The 22333-nt window shown below is 72.1% G+C and carries 20 protein-coding genes; 15 read left to right on the top strand and 5 right to left on the bottom strand.

Annotated features, from left to right (window positions below):
- Window positions 1–79 precede the first annotated feature (79 nt).
- From MU407_RS08135 to proC, 4 genes are read left to right on the top strand one after another with little or no spacing between them, the layout of a single operon-like run.
- Window positions 80–4678 carry a hypothetical protein gene (locus MU407_RS08135; RefSeq protein ID WP_246956645.1) on the top strand — a complete coding sequence of 1533 codons (4599 nt, stop codon included), beginning with the start codon at window positions 80–82 and terminating at the stop codon, window positions 4676–4678.
- A complete protein-coding gene (locus tag MU407_RS08130) occupies window positions 4675–4863 on the top strand; it encodes a hypothetical protein (RefSeq protein WP_102235440.1) in 189 nt (62 codons plus the stop codon). The genes MU407_RS08135 and MU407_RS08130 overlap by 4 nt, the downstream gene beginning before the upstream one ends.
- Window positions 4860–5795: a DUF368 domain-containing protein gene (locus MU407_RS08125; protein ID WP_246956644.1), complete on the top strand. Its 936-nt coding sequence runs from the start codon at window positions 4860–4862 to the stop codon at window positions 5793–5795. Before MU407_RS08130 ends, MU407_RS08125 begins: the two co-directional genes overlap by 4 nt.
- A 22-nt stretch (window positions 5796–5817) precedes the next feature.
- A complete protein-coding gene (proC, locus tag MU407_RS08120) occupies window positions 5818–6672 on the top strand; it encodes a pyrroline-5-carboxylate reductase (protein ID WP_246956643.1) in 855 nt (284 codons plus the stop codon).
- Window positions 6673–6737: 65 nt separating this feature from the next.
- Here the strand turns inward: proC and MU407_RS08115 are convergent, their stop codons facing one another.
- Window positions 6738–7403 carry a TrkA family potassium uptake protein gene (locus MU407_RS08115; protein ID WP_246956642.1) on the bottom strand — a complete coding sequence of 222 codons (666 nt, stop codon included), beginning with the start codon at window positions 7401–7403 and terminating at the stop codon, window positions 6738–6740.
- A 112-nt stretch (window positions 7404–7515) separates the two neighbouring features.
- On the bottom strand, window positions 7516–8871 hold the full coding sequence (locus tag MU407_RS08110) for a potassium transporter TrkG (RefSeq protein ID WP_246956657.1): 1356 nt from the start codon (window positions 8869–8871) through the stop codon (window positions 7516–7518).
- A 217-nt stretch (window positions 8872–9088) separates the two neighbouring features.
- On the opposite strand from MU407_RS08110, the gene MU407_RS08105 reads away from it, so the two are divergent.
- The 4 genes from MU407_RS08105 to MU407_RS08090 all read left to right on the top strand — a co-directional run bounded on the left by MU407_RS08105 (window position 9089) and on the right by MU407_RS08090 (window position 14125).
- Complete coding sequence (locus MU407_RS08105; RefSeq protein WP_246956641.1) at window positions 9089–10363, top strand: acetoin utilization protein AcuC; 1275 nt, start codon at window positions 9089–9091, stop codon at window positions 10361–10363.
- Between the two features lie 61 nt (window positions 10364–10424).
- Complete coding sequence (locus MU407_RS08100; protein ID WP_246956640.1) at window positions 10425–12200, top strand: dynamin family protein; 1776 nt, start codon at window positions 10425–10427, stop codon at window positions 12198–12200.
- Window positions 12197–13891, top strand: a complete 1695-nt coding sequence (locus tag MU407_RS08095) for a dynamin family protein (protein ID WP_246956639.1) — start codon at window positions 12197–12199, stop codon at window positions 13889–13891. Before MU407_RS08100 ends, MU407_RS08095 begins: the two co-directional genes overlap by 4 nt.
- Before the next feature lie 135 nt (window positions 13892–14026).
- Window positions 14027–14125, top strand: a complete 99-nt coding sequence (locus tag MU407_RS08090; protein ID WP_019174583.1) for an AURKAIP1/COX24 domain-containing protein — start codon at window positions 14027–14029, stop codon at window positions 14123–14125.
- 123 nt (window positions 14126–14248) lie between these two features.
- Here the strand turns inward: MU407_RS08090 and MU407_RS08085 are convergent, their stop codons facing one another.
- On the bottom strand, window positions 14249–14554 hold the full coding sequence (locus MU407_RS08085) for a glutaredoxin family protein (RefSeq protein WP_102235433.1): 306 nt from the start codon (window positions 14552–14554) through the stop codon (window positions 14249–14251).
- A 98-nt stretch (window positions 14555–14652) separates the two neighbouring features.
- Window positions 14653–15183, bottom strand: a complete 531-nt coding sequence (locus tag MU407_RS08080) for a YceI family protein (RefSeq protein ID WP_246956638.1) — start codon at window positions 15181–15183, stop codon at window positions 14653–14655.
- Between the two features lie 146 nt (window positions 15184–15329).
- On the opposite strand from MU407_RS08080, the gene MU407_RS08075 reads away from it, so the two are divergent.
- From MU407_RS08075 to ccsB, 6 genes are all read left to right on the top strand, one after another.
- The gene (locus MU407_RS08075; RefSeq protein ID WP_246956637.1) at window positions 15330–15893 is read left to right on the top strand and encodes a MarR family transcriptional regulator; all 564 of its coding nucleotides are present in this window, start codon (window positions 15330–15332) and stop codon (window positions 15891–15893) included.
- Between the two features lie 80 nt (window positions 15894–15973).
- The gene (locus tag MU407_RS08070; RefSeq protein ID WP_246956636.1) at window positions 15974–16621 is read left to right on the top strand and encodes a histidine phosphatase family protein; all 648 of its coding nucleotides are present in this window, start codon (window positions 15974–15976) and stop codon (window positions 16619–16621) included.
- Between the two features lie 89 nt (window positions 16622–16710).
- On the top strand, window positions 16711–17265 hold the full coding sequence (locus MU407_RS08065; RefSeq protein ID WP_246956656.1) for a TlpA disulfide reductase family protein: 555 nt from the start codon (window positions 16711–16713) through the stop codon (window positions 17263–17265).
- Window positions 17262–18092 carry a cytochrome c biogenesis protein CcdA gene (locus MU407_RS08060; protein ID WP_246956635.1) on the top strand — a complete coding sequence of 277 codons (831 nt, stop codon included), beginning with the start codon at window positions 17262–17264 and terminating at the stop codon, window positions 18090–18092. The genes MU407_RS08065 and MU407_RS08060 overlap by 4 nt, the downstream gene beginning before the upstream one ends.
- On the top strand, window positions 18092–19843 hold the full coding sequence (locus tag MU407_RS08055) for a cytochrome c biogenesis protein ResB (RefSeq protein ID WP_246956634.1): 1752 nt from the start codon (window positions 18092–18094) through the stop codon (window positions 19841–19843). The genes MU407_RS08060 and MU407_RS08055 overlap by 1 nt, the downstream gene beginning before the upstream one ends.
- The gene (gene ccsB / locus MU407_RS08050) at window positions 19840–21042 is read left to right on the top strand and encodes a c-type cytochrome biogenesis protein CcsB (RefSeq protein ID WP_246956633.1); all 1203 of its coding nucleotides are present in this window, start codon (window positions 19840–19842) and stop codon (window positions 21040–21042) included. Before MU407_RS08055 ends, ccsB begins: the two co-directional genes overlap by 4 nt.
- A 232-nt stretch (window positions 21043–21274) precedes the next feature.
- On the opposite strand, the gene MU407_RS08045 is transcribed toward ccsB, so the two are convergent.
- Window positions 21275–21631, bottom strand: a complete 357-nt coding sequence (locus MU407_RS08045; protein ID WP_102235425.1) for a PLD nuclease N-terminal domain-containing protein — start codon at window positions 21629–21631, stop codon at window positions 21275–21277.
- Window positions 21632–21793: 162 nt separating this feature from the next.
- Between MU407_RS08045 and MU407_RS08040 the strand changes: the two genes are divergently transcribed.
- Entirely contained in the window at window positions 21794–22120 is a 327-nt protein-coding gene (locus tag MU407_RS08040) for a DUF4229 domain-containing protein (RefSeq protein WP_246956632.1), read from the top strand.
- Window positions 22121–22333: the final 213 nt, after the last annotated feature.

The following is a 22333-nucleotide window of genomic DNA, read 5'->3' as shown; positions in this document are numbered from 1 at the left end:
GGCCCTGTGACGAGGACCGGAAGCAGCCCCCGGCACGCCTGCGCTGGTGGGGGCCGCTGTCCCGGTAGCGTGAGGCGCCATGTGGAGTTTCCTGCGCGGCAAGAAGCGTGCCGAGAAGCGCGCCGAGTCCCCGGCTGAGCCGACGACGCGGCGCGACGACGCCCTGTCCGCCCTCGCTGCGGAACGCCGCGAGGTCGCCGCCCAGCGCGAGCGCGAGAACGCGCAGGCCGACGAGACCGAGCGTTCCGAGCGCACTGGTCACGCCGCCCGGAAGAGTCCCCGGGGCGAGACGGCTGCCGATGGGCCGCACAGCGACGTCGATGTGGTGCTGGATCCCCACGCTGAGGACGTCGGCGCCGGGATCGCCCCCGAGCAGGACGAGGCGGAGCTGCTCGCCCCGCGCCTTGCGGACCGCCCCCTGACCCGTGAGGATCGAGTGGCCGATGCCCTGGATCGCTGGGCCCAGCAGATCGCCGGTGACGACACCGCCCCGTCGTTCCTCACCCAGATCCGCGGCGCCGGTGTGGTGCTGGACCTCACCCACTCCCATCCCTCCGGGCTCGCCCAGCTGCTGGCCGGCCGCGGCCCCACCCGCCTGTCCTCCCTGGTCCGCGAGGTCGGGGCGCTCGCCGACGCCCGCGCCCACGCCCGCACCATCCGCGAGATCGCCGAACGGCACGCCGAAGAGGTGGGCCTGACCACCTGCCACCTCGGCATCGGCGAGGCGATCTGGCATCCGGCCGACGGATCCGAACCGATCCACGCCCCCGTGCTCGTGCGCCCCATCACCCTGCGGCTGCGGGGCAACGCCCGCGAGGACGTGGACCTCGAGGTCGACGCCACCGCGGACCTGAACCCCGTGCTGCTGCGCGCCCTGCGCGACTCCGGCGTGGCGGTCGATGCCCGCGCGCTGCTGGGCACCACCGATGGCCCCCACGGCTTCGACCCCACCCCGGTGCTCGACGCCTTCCGTTCGCTCGGCCAGCCGCTGCCCGGCTTCACGATCCGCCACGCCCTCGTGGTCGGGAACCTCATGGACGCCGCCGGTTCCGTCGCCGCAGACCTCGCCCACGACCAGGAGGACTGGGCCGCCAGCGACCTCATCGCCGCCCTCGCCGGGGACGCCGAGGCCACCGCCGCGCTGCGCGAGAAGCGCGAGCAGGCCCAGGTGGAAACCGTCCCGGAGGAAGAGCTCGTCGCGGCCGTGGACCCCGAGCATCGCTCCGTGCTCGAACAGGTCCTCACCGGGCAGGACCTCGCCGTGCCCGTCGCCCCCGGCACGACGGGGCTCGACCTCGTGGTGGACCTCGCTGCGGAGCTCAACGCCCGCGGCCGCAGCGTGCTCATCGTCTCCCAGCGCCGCCGCAACCTCGCCCAGCTGGTGCGCACCGCCCAGGAGCGCGACCTCGATGAACTGGTCTTCGACCTCTCTCCGGACCCATCGCTGCAGCGCAACGCCTCCGCCGCCCTGCTGCGCAGCCTGCGCCGCGCCGGCACCCACGGCCTGACCGACGCCGACGCCGCCCCCGCGGAGCTCACCGAGAGCCGCGACATCCTGGTGGGGCACGTCGAGGCGATGCACCGCCAGCAGGAGCCCTGGGGTGCATCCGCGCATGAAGCGATCAGCGCCCTCGCCGCCCTGACCCGCCTGCACCCGGCCCCGCGCACCGCCGTGCGTCTGCCCGCCGACGTGGCCGCGAGCATGGTCGGCTCCGAGCGGGAGCGCTACGCCGCCTCCCTGCGCGAGGCCGCTGAGGTGGGTGTGCTGACCGCGGGCCCGGAGACCAGCGCCTGGTACGGCGCGCCCATCAGTTCCGACACCCAAGCCGCCCGCGCCGAAGAGCTCGTGGATCAGCTGCATGAGGAGACCCTCCCGCGGCTGCGCCGCGCCTGCGCCGCCGCCGGCAGCGAGCTCGGGCTCGCCGAGCCCACTACCCTCGAGCAGCTGCAGCGGCGCCTGCGCCTGCTGGACCGCGTCCAGGGGCTGCTCGCCACATTCCAGCCCGCCGTGTTCTCCGCCCCCGTGGCCGATTTCGTGGCCGCCACCGCGGAGAAGCAGTGGCGCGAGGAGCACGGTGTGACGATGGGCTTCGGAACCCGCCGCCGCCTGCGCAAACAAGCCCAGGCTCTGCAGCGCCCCGCCGCGCTGTCCCCGGACCTGCACCGCGACCTGCTGGAAGTGCGGGCCGTAGACGCCCAGTGGCGGGAGGCCACCGCCCCCGCCCCCGGGGAGCGCAGCAGCCGCCCCAGCGTCCCGAAGGACCTCGAGGCCGTCCACCGCGCCGCGCAGAACACCCAGAGGATCCTCGATGAGCTCGCGGTGCTGCTGGACGGCACCGAGATGGGCACCGACCTCGCGAGCACGGAGCTGGAGGAGCTCGAGCGCCGCACCGCCGCACTTCGCGATACCCGCGAGGACCTTGCAACCCTGCCGCGCCGCACCGAACTGCTGCGCCGCCTGAGCTTCGACGGCCTCGGGGAGCTGGTCGAGGACCTGCGCTCCCGCCGCGTCCCGCGCGAGCAGGTGTCCGATGAGCTGGAGCTCGCCTGGTGGCGCAGCGTCCTGGAGCTCATCGCGGGCGCCGAGCCGACCCTCTCCCAGTACGACGGCACCTCCCTGTCCCAGGTGGCCGAACGGTTCCGCCGCCTGGACGCCGAATACCTCGCGGCCTCCTCCGCACGCGTGCATGCCGCCGCCGATGAGACGCGCGTGGCGACGATGAAGGCCTACCCGGACACCTCCCGTTCGGCGATCGCGGAGCTCGCCCGCTCCTCCACGGTGTCCATCCGCGACCTCGCCGCGAAGTACGAGGACATCCTGTTCGCGGCCCGGCCCGCCTGGCTCGCCTCCCCGTACCTGGTGCCGCAGGTCATCCCGCGCGGACGGCACTTCGATGTGGTGATCGTGGCCGACGGGGGCCGTCTTCCCACGGCAGCCGCGCTGCCCTCGATCGTGCGCGGCACCCAGACCGTCGTGGTGGGCGATGTCCTCGAGTACGGCGGCGAGGAATCCGCGAGCGTGCTCGAGGACATGCTGCGCATCGCCCCGCACCATGAAGTGCGGCGGGACCCGCATCCCGCCACCGAGGGCATGCGCGCCTTCGCGCAGCGCCGCGGGCTGGTGGGCCCGGTCCGCACCGTGCCCAGCCCCGTCGGCCTCGAACAGGACCGCCTGCTGGTGGTCGAGGACGCCCGCGGCCCTGTCACCGAGGGCCGGGACTACGTGGAGAGCACCGAGGCGGAGCTGCGGCGCGTCACGGACCTCGTCATCGAGCATGCCCGCACCCGGCCCGAACGCTCCCTGGCGGTGCTGACCATCACCGAACCGCATGCCCGGCGCCTCATGGAGCGGATCATGCACACCGTCGCGGTGATCCCGGCGCTGCGCGATTTCTTCGACCCCGCCGCGACCGAGCCCTTCGTCGTGGTGCCCGCCGCGCAGGCCGCCGCCGTCACGCGCGATGACGTGATCATCTCGCTGGGCTTCGGCAAGACCCCGCACGGTCGCGTGCTGCACAACTTCGGGCCGCTGTCCTCGCCGAGCGGCCGCAAGGCCCTGGCCACGGTGATCACCCGCGCCCGCGGCCGCACCACGCTCGTCTCGGGCCTGGCGGTGCAGGAGCTGGACCACGCCCGGCTGCGCACCGACGGCGCCCGCGACCTGCGAGCCCTGCTGTGGGTGCTGCAGGGCGGCGCGGATGTGCCCGTGGTGCCGCAGGTGGCGCAGCTGTCCGGGGAGGACACCGAGGTGGCGCCACCCGTGGTGGAAGAGGCCACCCCCGCGCCGGAAGACGAGGAGCCGACGGGGACGGAGCCGGAAGCGGTCGACGACCCCGCAGCGGGCAGTGAGCCCGCCGAAGCGCCGGATGCGATGTCCGATGCGGACCTCGATGCCGCGATCGACGCTGTCCTGGCCCGCAAGACCGCGGGCCCGGTCGCGGAGGACGCGGACGAGGGTGAGGCGGCCGAGGAGCCGGCGGACGCGGACGCGGCGCAGCCTGCTGCGGAACCGGTGGCGGACGCTGCGCCGACGTCGGACCCGGAACCGGCTCCCACCGAGGACTCCGCCCCGCGGCCGCTCGAGACCGACGCCCTCGTCCACGACCTCGCCGACCGCCTGGCCCGCCTGGGCCTGCTGATCGAACGCGACTTCGGCACCGGGGAGGACCGGATCGAGCTGGCGCTCGGACACCCGGACCTGCCCGGCCGCCTGCTGCTCGCGGTGGACACCGACGGCGATCACTACGTCGCCACCCCTAGCCAGCGTGAGCGCGACCGCCTGCGGGCGCAGCGCCTCGAGGAGGCCGGCTGGGCCACCGAGCGCGTGTGGTCCTGGGCGCTGTTCATCGACCCCGACGGCGAGGCCGAGCGGATTCGCCGCGCCCTGGACCGGGCCCTGCGCCTGGTCGAGGCCGAGGAGTCCACGAGCTCCCCGTCGGGCGTGGGCACCATCCGCCACCGCCTGCCGCGCCCGCAGATCCCCGCCGGCCACCCCCTGTCCTTCTACTCGAGCGAGGACTTCGACGCGGTGGTGGAGTACATCTGCTCCGACGGCCGCGCCCGCCTCGAAGAGCACCTGGCCACCGAAGTTCGCGCCTTCCTGGGCTTCGAGCAGCGCTCCGTGCTGCTGGACGTCTCGGTGTCCTCCGCGATCCGCCGCTACCAGGAGCGGCAGTGACACGGCCGACGGGGGAGAGGCCCCGTCGGCCCTCCCGTGTGGTGATCTCCTCTCTCACCGGCAAGCCGATGGACTGGCCCGCAGAACCCGACGAGGATGAGGCTGGCGCCCCGCGCCGCACACCGACCGCCGATGATGCCCGGATCACCCGGGAGATCCCGCCGCACTGGGGAAAGGGCCGATGAGCACCGAGAACACCACCGCCGTGACCGCCCCTGAGGAGCAGCCGGCGCCGCGCCGCAGCCTGCTCGGGAATCTCGTGCGCGGCGCGCTGATCGGCCTGGTGGAGACCGTGCCCGGCGTCAGCGGCGGCACCGTCGCCCTGGTCACCGGGATCTACGACGACCTCATCGCCTCCGGTCACCACCTCACGTCCGCCGCGAAGAACCTTGTGCTCGGCCCGGATCGGGTGGCCGGAATGCGGCAGAGCCTCGCCCGGGTCTCCTGGCGCCTCGTGATCCCGCTGGTGATCGGGATGGCGCTCGCGGTCCTCACGATCGCCGGGCCGATGGCGCACCTGGTGGAGACCTATCCCGCGACCATGCGCGCGATCTTCTTCGGCCTCGTCGCCGGGTCCGTGCTGGTGCCGATGCGGCTGTCCGGTGGGGCCTGGCGCGCGAAGGAGCTGGGACTGTTCGCCCTCGGCGTCCTCGGCGGACTGGTCTTCACCTCCCTTCCCGTCACCTCCCTGGATCCGAGCCCGTGGATCATCGCCCCGGCCGCCGCGATCGCCGTGTGCGCGCTCGTGCTGCCCGGCATCTCCGGGTCCTTCATCTTGCTGAGCCTGGGGCTCTACCAGCCCACCCTGCAGGCCGTGGACCAGCGGGATCTGGGGTACATCGCCTGGTTCGGGCTGTGGGCCGTCATCGGCCTGATCGTCATCGTGCGGGCCATGCGCTACCTGCTGGTCCACCACCACCGCGGCACCATGGTGGTGCTTGCCGGGATCATGATCGGCGCGCTGAAGAGCCTGTGGCCCTGGCAGGACGAGGGCGGCGGCCTGCACGCCCCGGGCGGTGACTGGCTGCTCATGCTGGGTCTGGCTGTCGCGGGCGTGCTCGCGGTGCAGCTGCTCGTGGTGCTCGAGAACCGGATCGGCAACCACAGCGCGTCGTGAGCGCGAGCCCTACCCTGGGAGCATGAACACTACCGACACCCCTGACAGCCCCGCTGCCGACCTCCCGGACCTCTCGCGCCTGACCGTCGCCGTGATCGGCGCGGGGAATATGGGCGGGCCCGTGGTCACGAGCATGCTCGCCGCCGGGGTGCCGGGGGAGCGGCTGCGCATCGCGAACTCGACGCCCGCCTCCAGCGAGCGTGCCGCCCAGCAGCTCGGCGCCACCGCCGCCGCCTCCCGGGAGGAGGGCGTGCAGGGGGCCGATGTGGTCGTTCTCGGCGTGAAGCCCTACCAGGTCACGGGCGTCCTCACCGAGCTGCGCGAGCACCTCGGCGCGGACACCCTCGTGCTGTCGCTCGCCGCCGCCGTGACGCTTGAGCAGATGGCGGGCGTCCTCCCGGAGGCGCAGCCCATCGCTCGCGCCATGCCGAACACCCCCATCAGCGTGGGGGAGGGCGCTGTGGGCCTGATGAGCACAGGCCTCACCACTGCGCAGCACGACCTCCTGCACGCCCTGTTCTCCCGCGCCGGGGTGGTCGTGGACATCACCGAGGACCAGGTCCACGCCTTCATCGGCGCCGCCGGGTCGCTGTCCGCCCTCGTGTTCGCCCTCATCGAGGCGATGACCGATGAGGCCGTGCGTGAAGGCCTGAAGCGGGACCTCGCCTCGCAGCTGGTGCAGCAGACCGTCCGCGGCGCCGCCACCATGCTCATCGAATCCGGCACCCACGCCGCCGTCGCGAAGAACGGCGTCTCGAGCCCCGGCGGCACCACCGTCGAGGCTCTCGCCGAGTTCGAACGTCAGGGCGTGCGCGGCGGTATCGCCTCCGCGATGGCCGCGTCGATGGAGCGCTCCCGCGAGCTCACCGGCGACTGACCGAAGCCGCCCGGCCCTCGTCGGTCACCTGGTCCCGGGGGCATCCGTCCCCGTCGGCCCCACACTCACCCCACCTGCGAGAACCGCTCGATGAGGTCCGTGTGCCCGGAGACGATGAGGATGTCTTGCGCCGCGACCATCGTGGGCGGCTCCGCGTAGGTGAAGTCCTTGCCCGGTGACTTGACGCCCACCACCGTCACGCCGTACTTCTGGCGGATGTCTGATTCGGCGAGCGTCATGCCCTGCACCGAACGCGGCGGACGCATCTTCACGATCGCGAAGTCATCATCGAATTCGATGAAATCCATCAGGCGCCCGGAGAGCAGATGGGCGGCGCGACGCCCCGCATCGGCCTCTGGGTACACCACGTGGTTCGCGCCGATGCGCTGCAGGATCTTCCCGTGCGCGGCGGAGATCGCCTTCGCCCAGATCACCGGCTTGCCGAGGTCCACGAGGTTCGCGGTGATCAGCACGCTCGCCTCGATCGTGGTGCCCACGCCCACCACGGCGTAGGAGAAGTCCGCGGCACCCACCTGCTCGAGCACCTCGAGCTGCGTGGCATCGGCCCGCACCACGTGGGTGAGCTGCCCGGAGTACTTCTGGACCAGCTCCTCATTGGTGTCCATCGCGAGGACCTGCGTCCCCAGCTGCTCGAGGGTCAGGGCGATCGAGGCGCCGAAGCGCCCCAGTCCGATCACGAGCACACCGTTGTCGCGGGCACTGCGGGGCATGGTCCCTCCGAAGGATGTCAAGAAAGGTCGCGGCGCCGCGCCAGCGCGCGGGCGGGTATCAGGGCCGGGCCAGTCTACGGTCGGGGCCGATGGGGCACTGCCCGGCAGGTGCTCACCCCACGATCGGCCGCTCCTGCGGCAGCTGCACCATCCGCACCCGGGAGCGCACCGCGAGGGCCGCTCCCAGGGTCATCGGCCCCAGCCGCCCCACATACATGCACGCGATGAGCACCACTTTCGCATCCGGCGGCAGATTCGGGGTGATACCCGTGGACAGACCCACCGTGCCGAAGGCACTGAGGGACTCGAACAGGATCTCATCCAGCGAATACGGCGTCATCCGCAGCAGCAGGAACGTCGCGGCGAACACCACGGCGGTGGCGAGCACCAGCACCCCGATGGCCTGGCGGATCGTCTCATGCGGGATGCGGCGCCCGAACACCTCCACATCGGGGTTGCCGCGAATCTCCGCCCAGATCGACAGGATCAGCAGCGCGAAGGTCGTCACCCGGATCCCGCCCGCCGTGGATCCCGAACCGCCGCCGATGAACATCAGCAGCTCCATGAGCAGCCGCGCCTCCCCGGTGAGAGCGCCGATGTCCAGGGTCGCGAAACCGCCCGAGCGTGGCATCACCGTGGCGAACAGGCCCGACATGAGCTTGACCTCCACCGAGCGGTCGCCGATTGTCGCCGGGTTCGTCCACTCCATCGCCAGGAACCCGACGTACCCGATCACGAGCAGCAGGCCCGTGGTGACCAGCGTGAGCTTGGCGTGCAGGGACCAGCGGCGCGGAGTGCGCAGCTTCTTGACCAGCACCAGGATCACCGGGAAGCCCAGCGAACCCACCATCACCGCCAGCGCGATCGGGATCGTGAAGAACGGATCACCCAGATACTGCTCGGTGCCCGCTGGCTCCGGCACGAAGCCGGCATTGTTAAAGGCGCTGATGGCGTAGAAGAACCCCAGGAACAGCGACTCGCCGATGCCGTGCTCGGTGACCACCATGTACGGGGTCAGCGCCACGAACGTCGCCATCTCGAAGGCGGTCGAGGTGATGAGGATGGTGCGCAGCACCCCGCCCACCTCTGCGAGCCGCTCCGCTCGGGTCTCCTTGGCGGTGTGGACCCGCTGCGCGAGCCCCAGCCGGTGCATCACCGAGATCGACAGCAGCGACGCCACCGTCATCAGCCCCAGGCCGCCCAGCTTCATCGCCGCGATCAGCACCACGAGCCCGAAGGTGGACCAGTGGCTCGCCGTATCCAGGGTGGTCAGGCCCGTTACGCAGAAGGCGGAGACCGCCGTGAACAGGGCATCGACGAAGGCGGTGCGCTCGCCGGAGAGCGTCGCCGCCGGCAGGGACAGCAGCGCCGTGAACACCGCGATCATCAGTGTGAACACGACCAGCGCCGCCCGGGCCGGGGTGAGCTTCGTCCATTCGCGCCATCGGTCCTGCTGCCGCTGCTTCATCCTGTTGGACGCTGAGCGGGGCAGGCGCTGCCGGGTGGGGCGCTGCTGATGCTCCAGCCGCGTGTGCTGGTGATCCGACATCGTCCGCCCCTCCTGTCCCACGGTGCCGTTCCTGCGCTTTATCGCCCCTGCGCTGGGCAGCCACACCCCCGCAGGTGTGGTCCACTGTTCGCGCGGCAGTCTACGGCGAGGTCTCGGCCTGGGTACGCTTCACGGCATGCCCGCTGCTGTGCACCCCACCACCTCGGCGCCGTCCCCGGCCGCCGCTGACCCCGGCGTCACGGGGGTCGTGTGGGATGAGGCGCTGCTCGAGTACGACTTCGGGCCCTACCATCCGATGGCGCCGATCCGCCTGCAGCTCACCCGCGCGCTCGCCCGCAGCGCCGGAGTGCTGGACCGACCCGGCATCCTCGAGCTGCCCGCCCCGGTGGCGCGCGAGGACCAGATCGCCCTGGTGCATGAGGGGGAGCTGATCGCCGCCGTGCAGCGCGCCTCCGCAGCCGATGCGCCGCTGACCGCCGCGGACCGTGCCGAGCTGATCCGCTACGGCATCGGCGGTGATGACGTCCCGGCCTTCGCGGGCATGCACACCGCGAGCGCCCGCATCGTCGGCGGCGCGATCGCCGCGATCGATGCGATCCGCGCCGGGCAGGTGCGCCGCGCCGTCCACATCGCCGGCGGGATGCACCACGCCAAACCCGCCACCTCCTCCGGCTTCTGCGTCTACAACGACGCCGCCGTCGCGATCCGCCACGCCCTGGATGCCGGGGAGCAGCGCGTGCTCTACATCGACGTGGACGTCCACCACGGCGACGGCGTGGAGCGCGCCCTGTGGGATGAGCCGCGCGCCATCACCCTGTCCCTCCACGAGACCGGCAAGCAGCTGTTCCCCGGCACCGGCTTCGTGCAGGACCGCGGCGGCCAGGGCGCCCTCGGCTCCGCCATCAACGTCCCGCTGCCCCCACGCACCACGGCCGACGGGTGGGTGCGGGCCATCGGCGCGACCGTCCCCGCGCTCGTGCGCGCCATCCGCCCCACCCTGCTGGTCACCCAGCACGGCGCCGACACGCACCGCGCCGACCCCCTGGCCGACCTGACGGTCACCCTCGAAGCGCAGGTGGCCGTCATGGAGATGCTGAGGGAGCTGGCCGACGACGTCTGCGGCGGGCGCTGGCTGGCCCTCGGCGGCGGCGGATACGCCGTGATCGACGTGGTCCCGCGCTCCTGGGCGCAGCTGCTCGCCGTCGCGACCGGCGAAGCACTGCCGCTGGACGCCCGCCTGCCGGAGGAATACCTGGTCGCGGCGGCGCACGCCCGCGCAGAGCACGGCCTGTCCCCGGAGCCGGGACTGGTCATGACGGGCGATGGTCAGCCCCTGCAGGTGCGGGACTGGGAGCTCGGATTCGACCCCGAGGACGAGCTGGACCGCATGATCCAGGCCGCACGTCGCGCTGCCTTCCCCGAATGGGGCCTGGACCCGTTCCTGGACTGAGCCCTGCCACAATGGGCCTGCGCCCCACCCTGGGGCGCGGCCTCACGGAACGGGGGACCCCATGACCGAGCAGACCGACGCCGCCGACACCGCGACCCCTGCCGTGCTCGACACCTTCGCAGAGCACCTGCGCACCCTCGAGCTGCCCCTGCCGCTCGAAGGCACCGAGCAGGCCCGCGACGAGGCCCGCGCCGCCCAGGCCCAGCTCGCCGACCACGTCATCCCGCGCCTCGAATCCCTGGACGCGCCGCTGCTCGTGGTCATCGGCGGCTCCACCGGCGCCGGCAAGTCCACGCTCGTCAACGCCCTCGTCGGCCGCTCCGTGAGCCGTTCCGGCGCCATCCGCCCCACCACCCGTCGGCCCGTCCTGCTGCACCACAGCGCCGATGAACCCTGGTTCACCGGTACCCGCATCCTGCCGGGCCTCGCCCGCGTGCACGCCGGGGCGGCGGGGGACGCGGAAGCGCCCCGCCCGGGCGACACCACCGGCGACCACGACCCCGCCACCTCCCTCGAACTCCACGCCGAGGACGCGATCCCGCAGGGCCTGGCACTGCTGGATGCCCCGGACATCGACTCCGTCGCCACCGGCAACCGCGAGCTCGCCCGCCAGCTGCTGCGCGCCGCTGACCTGTGGCTGTTCGTCACCACCGCCAACCGCTACGCGGACGCCGTCCCGTGGGAGGTGCTGCGCAGCGCCGCCGCCACCGACGTCACCGTCGACGTGGTCATGAACCGCATCCCCGACCGCCCGGGTGTGGCCGATGAGCTCGCCGCGGACCTGCGCGGCATGCTCGAGAAGCAGGGCATCGACGTCGAGCACCTGTTCCTCGTCCCCGAGACCGAGCTCGAGGCCGATGGAATGCTCCCCGCCCGCTTCGTCACCGAGCTGAAGGACCACTTCGCCCACCTCGCCGCCGACTCCGGGGCTCGCGGCCGCATCGCCCGCCGTACCCTTGCCGGGGCCGTCGACTCCCTGGCCGCCTCCGCCGGGGAAATCGCCGCGCATGCCGCCGCCCAGGACCAGGAGCGCACCCAGCTCAAGGAGCAGGCCATCGCGGCGTTCTCCGGGGCGCGCGAGCGCATCGACGACGCCCTCGGGGACGGCTCCCTGCTGCGCGGCGAGGTGCTGGCCCGCTGGCAGGACGTCGTGGGCACCGGCGAGTTCATCCGCGGACTGGAGGGCCTGGTGGGCAGGGTCCGCGACCGCCTCACCCAGGCCCTCGGCGGTAAGCCCGCCCCCGCGGTCGCTGCCGAGCAGGCCCTCGGCACGGGACTGGTGCACGTCGTGATCGATGAGTCCGCGCGCGGCGCTGAACGCGCCGAAGCCGCCTGGCGCGCCACCCCCGCCGGACGGTTCCTCGCCGAAGGCCAGGACCTCGCGCGCATCCCCGACGGCTACGCCGAACAGGTCGCCGCCTCGATCCGCGCCTGGCAGGGCGATGTGCTCGAGCTCGTGCGCGCGGAAGGCTCCGACCGGCGCACCAAGGCCCGCCTCATGTCCCTCGGGGTCAATGCCGTCGGCGTCGCGCTCATGGTCGTCGTATTCACCTCCACCGCCTTCATCCCCACCGGCCTGGAGGTCGGTGCGGGGGCCGCGACCGCCGTCGTCGGCCAGAAGCTGCTGGAGACGATCTTCGGCGACGACGCCGTGCGGAAGATGGCGAGAATCGCCCGGGAACGCCTCACCGCGCGGCTGGATGCCCTGGTCGCCGAACGGTCCGGCCCATTCCTGGACCGTCTCGAGGAGCTGGGTGAGCCCGGCGCGGGTGACGCGCTCGCCGAGGATGCCGCAGCGCTCGCCTCCCTCGCCGCCCGGATCCGGGAGGACGCATGAACGCCCGCCCCAGCAGCACCGAGCGCCGCTCCCGCCGTGGCGGTGCGAGCCTGCTCGAACGCATCGACGCCCTCGAATCCGCGACCGACGCCCTGGAGGGTGTCGCCCCGAGCGGCGCCGTGGACAGCTCCCGCGAGGTCCTCCAGCGCATCGACCACCGCCAGGCGCTCTCGGCCGAGCACACCGTCATCGGCCTGTTCGGCGCCACCGGATCCGGCAAGTCCTCCCTCACCAACGCCCTCATCGGCCGCGAGATCACCCGGGCCGCCGTGCGCCGCCCCACCACCTCCGAGCCCGTCGCCGCGGTGCTCGGTGAACACGACAGCGACCCCCTGCTGGACTGGCTCGAGGTCGAACAGCGTCACCACCTCGACGCCGACAGCCCCCTCGCCCGCGCCGGGGCCCCGCGCCGCCGCCTGCTGCGCCGCGAGACCGAGACCGCACCACCCGGACTGATCCTGCTGGACCTGCCGGACCTCGACTCTGTGGAGAGCGCCAACCGGCAGATCGCCGAACGGATGACGGGCCTGGTGGACGTGCTCGTGTGGGTGACCGATCCGCAGAAGTACGCCGACGCCGTGCTGCACCACCAGTTCGTGCGCCCCTTCGCCGGGCACGACGCCGTCACCGTGCTGGTCCTGAACCAGATCGACCTCGTGCGCGAGGACGAACGCGAGGCCGTGCTCGAGTCCCTGCGCTTGATCGCCCGGGCCGACGGACTCGACCAGGCCCCGGTCCTCGCGGTCTCCGCAACCACAGGGGAGGGGCTCGAGGAACTGCGCGAGCTGCTGATCGGCATCGCCCGCAGCCAGGAGGCGAGCGCCGCCCGCCAGCGCGCCGATGTGCGCTCGGCCGCCGAGCAGCTGCAGCAGGCCGCCGACCCCGCCGGGCTGCCCGAACGCTCTGCCCCCGCCGACGTCGATGCCCTCGTCGACGACCTCGCGACCGCGGCCCGCGTGGAGCCGGTCGCGCAGGCCGTTGGCGCCTCCTACCGCATGCGCGCCGCGCGGCGCGTGGGCTGGCCGCCCGTGCGTTGGCTGCGCGGACTGCGCGCCGACCCGTTGCGCCGCCTCGGCATCGGACAGGAACGCGACGGCGAAGGCCTCGAACGCACCTCCCTGCCCGCCCCCGATGCCGCTGCGGCCGCCCGCGCCTCCGGAGGGCTGCGCCGCTTCGCCGATGAATCCTCCGCCGGCGGCGGGGACGCCTGGCGCTCCGCCGTGCGCCGCGCCGCCCGCACCTACGAAGACGAGCTGCCCGACGCCCTGGACCAGGCGGTCGCCGAAGCGGACCTGTGCGCCATGGACCGCTCCTGGTGGTGGCCGCTCCTGGACATCCTGCAGTGGCTTGCGCTGCTCACCTGGGTGGTGGGGCTCGGCTGGCTCGCGCTGAACACGCTGCTGATCTCTCTCGGGGTGCCCCCGCTGCCACTGCCGATGGTTGAGGGCCTGTGGATCCCCCTGCCGCTGCCCACGGTGCTCATCGTGCTGGGGATCGCCGTCGGGATCCTGCTCGGCACCGCCGGAGCGGCGATCGCCGCGCTCATCGGGGCGGCGCACCGGCGCCGCGCCCGCCGCGTGCTCACCGCCCGGGTGCGGGCTGTCGCGGAGGATCTCGTGGTGGATCCGGTGGATGCCGAGCTCGCCCGCGCCGCCGACGCTGCGAGAGATCTCGCACTCGCCCGCGGGTGAGGTGCGGGGCGGGCGTGTAGAATCGTGGGTCGACCGTGGCGCCGGACCCGCACGCGCATCGTGCGCCGTCCGCGGGGCCGCGCACTCCAGATCCGCTGACCATCGCAGGCGGCCGCCTGCAGAACTGAGGCACCTATGGGCTCTGTCGTCAAGAAGCGCCGCAAGCGCATGTCGAAGAAGAAGCACCGCAAGCTGCTGCGCAAGACCCGCCACCAGCGCCGCAACAAGAAGTGAGCAGTGGCGCGCCCTGTGCGCGCCGCGCATGACGAAGGGCTCCTGCCGGATCCGGCAGGAGCCCTTCGTCGTCGCTGTGTGCGGGGTGCTGGGGCCGACGGGGCACGCTGCGGGGCGCTCCGCTCAACCGCGCCCGAGCAGCCGCTTCCACCAGGGCCGATGCCGCAGCGCCGCCCGCAGCGCCTCCGCCTCGACGCGGTACTTCGCGTGGATCTGCCCGTCGATGATGATCACCGGCACGTCATAGTCGAAGCGCTCGCGCAGCTGCTCGTCCGCGTCGATATCACGCACCTCCACGGTGGTCCCGGCGCGATCGGCCTCCGCACGCACCACAGGTAGCGCCTCCTCGCACAGGTGGCAGCCCTCGCGCGTGAGGTAGAGGACCCGGGCGTCGGGGTCGGTGGGGCGGGGGAGGCGCTCGGTGCTCATGGCCGGGACTCTAGCGGGCATGCGAGCGGGCCGCCCGCAGCATGCGGACGGCCCGTCGGCGCCCCGGTGGGGCGACAGAGCAGATCAGGTGGTGCTCATCAGGCCGCGGTGGGAGCGGTGAACTCCACCTCGATCTGGATGCGCACCTCATCGGAGACCAGCACGCCCCCGGCCTCGAGAGCGGCGTTCCAGGTCAGCCCGAACTCCTTGCGCGAGATCTTGGTGGAGCCGGTGAAGCCCGCGCGGTAGACGCCGAAGGGGTCGGTGGCCGCGCCCTCGTACTCGTAGTCGACAGTCACGGACTTGGTGACGCCGTGCAGAGTGAGGTCACCAGTCATCTCCCCGTCCTCCATCGTCGTGGAGACGAAGGTGACGGTGGGGAACTGCTCGGCGTCGAAGAAGTCGGCGCTGCGCAGGTGGTTGTCGCGGTCAGCGTTGCCGGTGTCGATCGAGGCGGTCTGCAGGGTGACGTTCACCGCGAGGTCCTTGCCGCCCTCGCCGACGGTGAGCGTGCCGGAGGGCTCGGTGAACTGGCCGCGGACCTTCGAGATGCCCGCGTGGCGAACGGTGAAGGCAGCGGAGGTGTGGGTCGGGTCCAGGGTCCAGGTGCCGGGGGTCAGGTCGCTCATAAGATTCTCCGTGATCGATGGATTGTTCTCGGGGCGCTCCGGGCTCGTGGCCCGGGGTCACCACCGTCTTGCTTGAAAGATAAACTAATCTCGGGCAGGATGGCAACTGCAGAACGAGCCAGACTCAGGAAAGCGTGATGTGCGTCATGAAGTCAACGCCGAGCGGTGAACAGACCCCGCCCCAGCAGCCCGCCCCGGACCGCCCCTCCACGCCGGAGGACCTGTGGCTGAGCCCCGGTGAGCAGGAGGCCTGGCGCATCTTCCTGTACGCCACCACGCGACTGTCCGATCGCTTCTCCGAGGCGCTGCAGGCCGATCCGCAGATCGACCTCGCCCTCGGGGAGTACGAGATCCTCGTGCGCCTGTCCGAGGCCGAACGCGGCTTCCTGCGCATGTCCGAGCTCGCCGACCAGGTCGTCCACTCCCGCTCGCGCCTGACCCACACCATCTCCCGCATGGAGCGACGGGGCCTGGTGGAACGGATTCGCTGCGCCGATGACGGCCGCGGCCGCCAGGCCCAGCTCACCGCCGCCGGCCGGGAGCTGCTCGAGCGGGCCGCCCCCGTGCACGTGCGCTCGGTGCGTGAGCTCCTGCTGGATGTCATCGGCCACGACGATTTCCTCGAGCTGGGCCGCATCCTGGGCCGTGCGATCGACCCCGATGCGCCCGTGGGCGTGGGATCGCCCACCGCCGCTGACCTCCACCGCTGATATGGAGGTTCGATTGGTACCGTGAGGCAGCTCGGCGCCCGGCCGGGCCGCAGCAGCACGGGATCAGGAGGAACGCGCCGATGACCGCGACGACGGTTCACCTCGTACGCCACGGCGAGGTCCACAACCCCGAGAAGATCCTCTACGGCCGCCTGCCCGGGTACCGCCTCAGCGAGCGCGGCGAGCAGATGGCGCGGCTGGCCGCCCAGCACCTGGAGGGCCACGACATCGCCCTCGTGCGCGCCTCCCCGCTGCTGCGCGCCCAGCAGACCGCCGCGCCGATCGCCGCCTCCCACGGCCTCAAGGTCAGCGCCGATCAGCGCCTCATCGAATCCGGCAACCATTTCGAGGGTCACCGGATGGGTCACGGAGAGGCCCGCTTCAGCGACCCCCGCAACTGGCGGTACTTCCTGAACCCCTTCCGCCCCTCCTGGGGTGAGCCCTACCGCGAGCAGGTCACCCGCGTGATCGCCGCCGTGCAGCAGGCCCGCGCTGAGGCCGAGGGCCGCGAGGCGGTGCTCGTGCTGCACCAGCTGCCGATCTGGCTGACCCGCCGCAGCGCCGAGGGTAAGTCGCTCGTGCACGACCCCCGTCGGCGCCAGTGCGGCCTGTGCTCGGTGACCAGCCTGCGATTCATCGGCCCCCACCTGTCCGGCGTGGACTACGCCGAGCCCGCCGCCGCCCTGTACGCGGGGGCCGTGGACGCCACCGGGGGGAAGCTCACGTGAGCCCCCAGCCCACCCGTCGGCCCGCTGCTCACCTCGCCCATCCAGCCCGGCCCGCTGCCTGCCCGGCCCGGCCCGCTGCGCGGCGCAGTATCCTCGCCGCCGGCCTGGCCCTGCCGCTTGGCGCGGTGCTGGCCGCGTGCGGCTCCGACACCTCCGAGCGCTACGAATCGGGCTACGTCTCCGGCGACGGCGTGGCCACCGAGATCCCGCCCGCCGACCGCGGGGACGCGGTCGACATCACCGGCACCACCTACGACGGCGAGGAGTTCTCCGCCGCCGATGTGCGCGGCGAGGTGCTCGTGCTGAACGTCTGGTACGCCTCCTGCCCGCCCTGCCGCAAGGAAGCCCCGGACCTGCAGGCCATCCACGAGGACTACAGCGCGCAGAACGTCGTGATGATCGGCGTGAACGTGCGCGATGACGCCGGTCCCGCGCAGGCCTTCGAGAAGACCTACGGCATCACCTACCCGTCGATCCCCGACGAAGGCGCCGAGATCATGTACGCCCTGCGGGGCCAGGTCGCCCCCAACGCCGTGCCCTCCACCCTGGTGATCGACCGCGACGGCCGCGTGGCCGCCCGCATCTCCGGCGCCATCGACCCCTCCGTGCTGCGCACCATGATCGACACGGTGATCGACGAATGATCCTGGCCGACGAGGGGATCGGCGCCGCGTTCCAGGCCACGGCGCTGTCCGGCTCCCTGCTGCTGGCGATCGCCGTGGCCGCCGCCGCGGGCCTGGTCGCCTTCCTCTCCCCGTGCGTGCTGCCCGTCGTGCCCGGCTACCTCGGCTACGTCTCCGGGCTCGCCGGGCAGAGCGCCACCGCCGCAAGCGGGACCGTCGGGGCCGGGGCCCGTCGGCCCGCCGCCAGCTCCCGCTCGCACTCCGGGCGCATGGTCGCTGGGTCCGCGCTGTTCGTCGCCGGATTCACCGTGGTGTTCATGCTGCTCGGCGGGTTCGCGGGCACCATCGGCTACCTGCTGCAGGAGCATCAGGTGTGGATCAACCGCATCGCCGGCGCGTTCGTGATCCTCATGGGCCTGGTGTTCCTCGGCGTGTTCCCGGGGCTCGGCGCTAATCGGCCCGTGACCTCCACCAAGCCTGACGCAGGCCTGTGGGGCGCCCCGCTGATGGGCCTCATCTTCGGCCTCAGCTGGACGCCCTGCATCGGCCCCACCTACGCGGCGATCGTGGCGCTGTCCCTGGATGGCGGCGGCAGCGGCGCGGCGCTGCGCGGTGGCATCCTCGCTCTCGCCTACTCCCTCGGGCTCGGAATCCCCTTCGTGCTGTTCGCCCTGCTGTTCGACCGGGCGCTCGGGCTCAGCCGCAAGCTCGCCCGGCACCGTCGGACCATCGGCCTGCTCTCCGGCGCGCTGCTGATCGCCATCGGTGTGCTGCTCATGACCGGGGTGTGGGCGCAGTGGATGGCCGCCCTGCAGGGCATGATCGCGACCTTTGAACCGGTGGTGTGATGACGGGCAAGAAGCAGCAGACCCCCGGCGGGGCAGGGGAGCACGAGACGCAGGGGCCGACGGGACAGCGACCCGCGGAGCCGACGGGGCCGCAGACGGCGGAGCCGACGCAGGAGTGGAGCAGCAAGCCGGAGGTCGATGGCGCGGGCGTGAACGCCCCCGCGCTCGGACTGCGCGGCACCCTGCTGTTCCTGTGGCGGCAGCTGACCAGCATGCAGACCGCCCTGATCTTGTTGATGCTGCTGGCGATCGCGGCGGTGCCCGGATCGCTGTACCCGCAGCGCGGCGTGAACCCGGCGCTGACTGACCAGTTCCTGGCCGAGAACGGCCGCTGGGGCGAGATCCTCGATGCGCTGGGCTTCTTCGAGGTGTTCTCCTCCCCGTGGTTCTCCGCGATCTACCTGCTGCTGTTCATCTCCCTGATCGGCTGCATCGTCCCGCGCGTGGGCGTGCACCTGAAGCAGCTGCGCGCGAGGCCCCCGCGCACCCCCTCGCGGCTGCGCCGCTTCACCGGCTACACCCGCACCGTGCTGCCCGCTGAGCAGGCCGAGCAGGTCATCGAGGCCGCGCAGACGCGGCTGCGTCGGACCCGCTACCGCACCGAGATCCGCGAGGAGCGCGGTGGCGCCCGCTCCGTGAGCGCCGAACGCGGTCTGCTGCGCGAGAGCGGGAACCTCATCTTCCACATCGCCCTGGTCGGGGTGCTGGTGTGCATCGCCGGCGGGCAGCTGACCACCTATCGCGGCCAGGTCACCATCATCGAAGGCGATAGCTTCTCGAACTCCCTCACGCAGTACGACTCCTTCACCCCCGGCGCCTGGTTCGACCCCGCAGACCTGCCGCCCTTCCGCGTCACCCTCGACGACTTCCGCGCCACCTACGTCCAGCCCGGCGAGGCCGGGACCGTCGGCGAACCGCGCTCCTTCGAGGCCGACGTCGTCGTGACCGAGGAGGACGGCGAGACGATCTCCCGCACCGTCCAGGTCAACAAGCCCCTGCACCTGGACGGCGCGTCGATGTACCTGCTGGGCAACGGCTACGCGCCCGAGATCACCGTCACCGACCCCGAGGGCACCGTCGTCGCTGAGGGCCCCGTGATCACCGTGCCGATGGGGGATACCGGCTACACCTCGCAGGTGGTCATCAAAGCGCCCGATGCACGCCCCGAGCAGACCGCCGTCGTCGGCTTCTTCCTGCCCACCGGCACGATCGACGAGAAGGGCCCGCACTCCCTGTACCCCGACGCGCTGGATCCGCAGCTCGCCCTCACCGTCCACCAGGGCGACCTGGGCCTGGACTCCGGGATCCCGCAGAACGTGTACGAAGTGGACCTCGAGACCCTCACGCCTGTGGTCGGCGAGGACGGCAATCCCGTGCTGATTCGGCTGTACCCCGGGCAGGAGTACGAGCTGCCCGACGGCACCACCGTCAGCTTCGATGGTCTGCGCCGCTACGCCGCCTTCGACCTCGCCCACAACCCCTTCGAGGCCTGGACCCTCGGCTTCGCGCTCGCCGCCACCGGCGGGCTGATGCTCTCGCTGTTCATCCCGCGCCGCCGCGTGTGGGTGCGGGTGCGTCCGGGCGATGGGGGAGCGGTGCTCGAGGTGGCGGGTCTGGCCCGCAGTGATGACCCCGCTCTCGCCGATGACGTGCGTGCACTGGCGGCAACGCTCGCGAAGGAGCAGGATAGGACGAATGGCTCCCGGCCCGCGCCCGCGGCCGATGACACCCCCGGAGGAGATCCCTCGTGATCAACCAGCAGCTCGCCGAGGTCTCGAACCTCGCCGTCGTGCTCGCGATCGTGCTGTACGTGCTCGCACTCATCGGCTTCGCCGCCGACCTTGCGGGGACGTCGCAGCGCCGCTCGGATGCGCGCCTGGCCGCGCAGGACCGCGCCGAGGCCCTCGAACGGGAGACCGTCGCGGCCGGTACCGGTGGCCGCGGGAGCGGGGTGGCCGTGGCCGGGGCCGATGGGGGCAGCGCGGCCGTCGGCGGTGGTATGGCTGTTGGCGGTGCCGGGGGAGCCGGGCGTGATGCCGGGGTTGCTGTGTCGGGCGGCGCCGATGTTGTTGCGGCGGGCGCTGGGGCCGTGTCAGGCGCTGGTGCTGCGTCGGGGGATGCTGGTGCTGCGTCGGGGGATGCGGGTGCGCGGCAGGGGATGTCTGCGCAGCGCTTCGCCTTCCTGCTGGTGTCCGCGGCGACGCTCATGCACCTGCTGGGCGTGATCACCCGCGCCACCGCCACGCAGCGGGTGCCGTGGGCGAACATGTACGAGTTTGCGACCACGTCCACGGCCGTGGTGACTCTCGCCTTCCTGGTCTTCAGTATCAAGCGTGTCGAGCTACGGGCGCTGGGCACCTTCGTCGTCGGTCCGGTGCTGCTGGTGCTGCTGCTCGCGCAGACCGTGTGGATCGTGCCGGCCGCGCAGCTGACCCCCAGCCTGCAGAACTCGCACTGGATCTACATCCACATCGGCGTGGCGATCATCTCCACTGCCCTGTCGATCCTGGGCGCGGTGATCGCGGGTCTGCAGCTGCTGCAGGCGCGGCATGAGCGGGCCCTCGTGGAGCAGGCGCAGGCCGTGCAGGAGATGCCCGAGCACTGGGGCCGCTTCGGGCATGTGCTGGACCGGCTGCCGTCCTCGACCGTGCTGGAGACCCTGAGCTTCCGCATCCACTCGGTCGCGTTCGTGTGCTGGACCTTCACCCTGATCTTCGGGTCGATCTGGGCGCGCGAGGCCTGGGGCCGCTTCTGGGGCTGGGACCCCAAGGAAGTGTGGACCTTCATCATCTGGGTGATCTACGCGGCCTACCTGCACGCCCGCACCACCGGCGGCTTCCGCGGCTCCCGCGCGGCATGGCTCGCGATCGCCGGCTTCGTGGCCGTGGTCTTCAACTACACGATCGTCAACACCGTCATCAACGGCCTGCACTCCTACTCCGGGCTCTGAGCCGCGGGGCGCGCAGAGGCCGGCCGGGGCTCTGAGGGACGCGCGCTCAGCGTGCGTTTGTGATGCGCTCCTGACCGGTGCGGGGCCTCGTGCCGCCCCTCATCCCCGTCAGCGGATCCGGCTACGTTTGCGTGGGAATGAGCGTGCTATTCCCACGAGAACGTAGCGGTCTTGGGCGGGAGGTGCGGGGTGCTTCACGGCGAGCCCCGGGGCGCGGAGCGGTGCGGGCGTGTCAGCGCTCGGGGGGCGTGCCGTCTTCGCCGTCGTCCTTGCGGCGCTCCTGCTCCTGACGCATCCGTTCGCGGCGCTCGCGGCGGATGTCCTCATCGAGCTTGCGCAGGAAGTCAGGATCCTCGTCGGGAGCCAGGGGCCCTTCGCGGCGCGGCCGATGCCCGCCACCGCCCCCGTCGGCCCGTTCCTTGCCCGCGACCAGCCAGGTGATCGGCCCCACCCAGGGCAGCAGAACCACCAGCAGAATCCACGCCCACTTCGGGATGCCGCGCACTTTGTCCTCGGGGGTCTGGACGCAGTCGGCGAGCGCGAACACCGTGAGGGCCACGGAGAGCACGGGCAGGACGACGCGAAGCATGTCCCGAGTGTAGGCACTGCACCTGGGGATGTGCGCAGAGAGCCCCGGGCGGCGTGCGCGGGGCTGGGCGCGGAGGCGGTGGGTGAGGCGTGGGCTCGGCCGATGCGCTGGCCCGCGCCGAGCTCGCAGATTCCTTGCCGCAGCGGCAGATACCCTCGACCTATGCGTTCGTTCCTGCTCTACGCCGTGATCCGCCTTGCCCTGTGGCTGGCGCTGTGGTGGCTTCTGGCCGAGCTCGGTGTGGGCCTGGCCCTCGCCGCGGTGCTCGCGGCGGCGCTGGCGATGCTGATCTCGATCCTCTTCCTCGCGCGTCTGCGGGAGGATGCGGCGCAGCAGTGGCGGAAGGCCGATGAGCGCCGTGCCGCGGGCAAGGAGCAGCGCGATGAGGACGCCGAGTACGAGGACGAGTTCCTAGACGCCGAGGACCGGGTGGACTCCGAGGACCGGGTGGACGCCGAGGACCGGGCTGACGAGAGCCGGGGGCGCTGAAGAGCTCTGCCTCCTGTGCGCAGACCGCTACGTTTTCGTGGGAATGCGGGGGCTATTTCCACGCAAACGTAGCCGTTTCTGCTTAGCCTCGATCTTTCATGGTGCTGCTGAGCGGCGGTGTCCGGCGTCGTTGCCGGTGTGCGCGAGCTGATTGTGGCATGAGGGTGTGACGGTCCGCCGCGTGTCGGTCGCGGTGGTCGGGCGTTCCGGTGC

Origin of the sequence: Brachybacterium sp. Marseille-Q7125, assembly GCF_023062615.1 — a bacterium.
Classification (GTDB): Bacteria; Actinomycetota; Actinomycetes; order Actinomycetales; family Dermabacteraceae; genus Brachybacterium.
The sequence above is the reverse complement of the archived record's forward strand: the minus strand, read 5'-3'. Positions and strand labels throughout refer to the sequence as shown.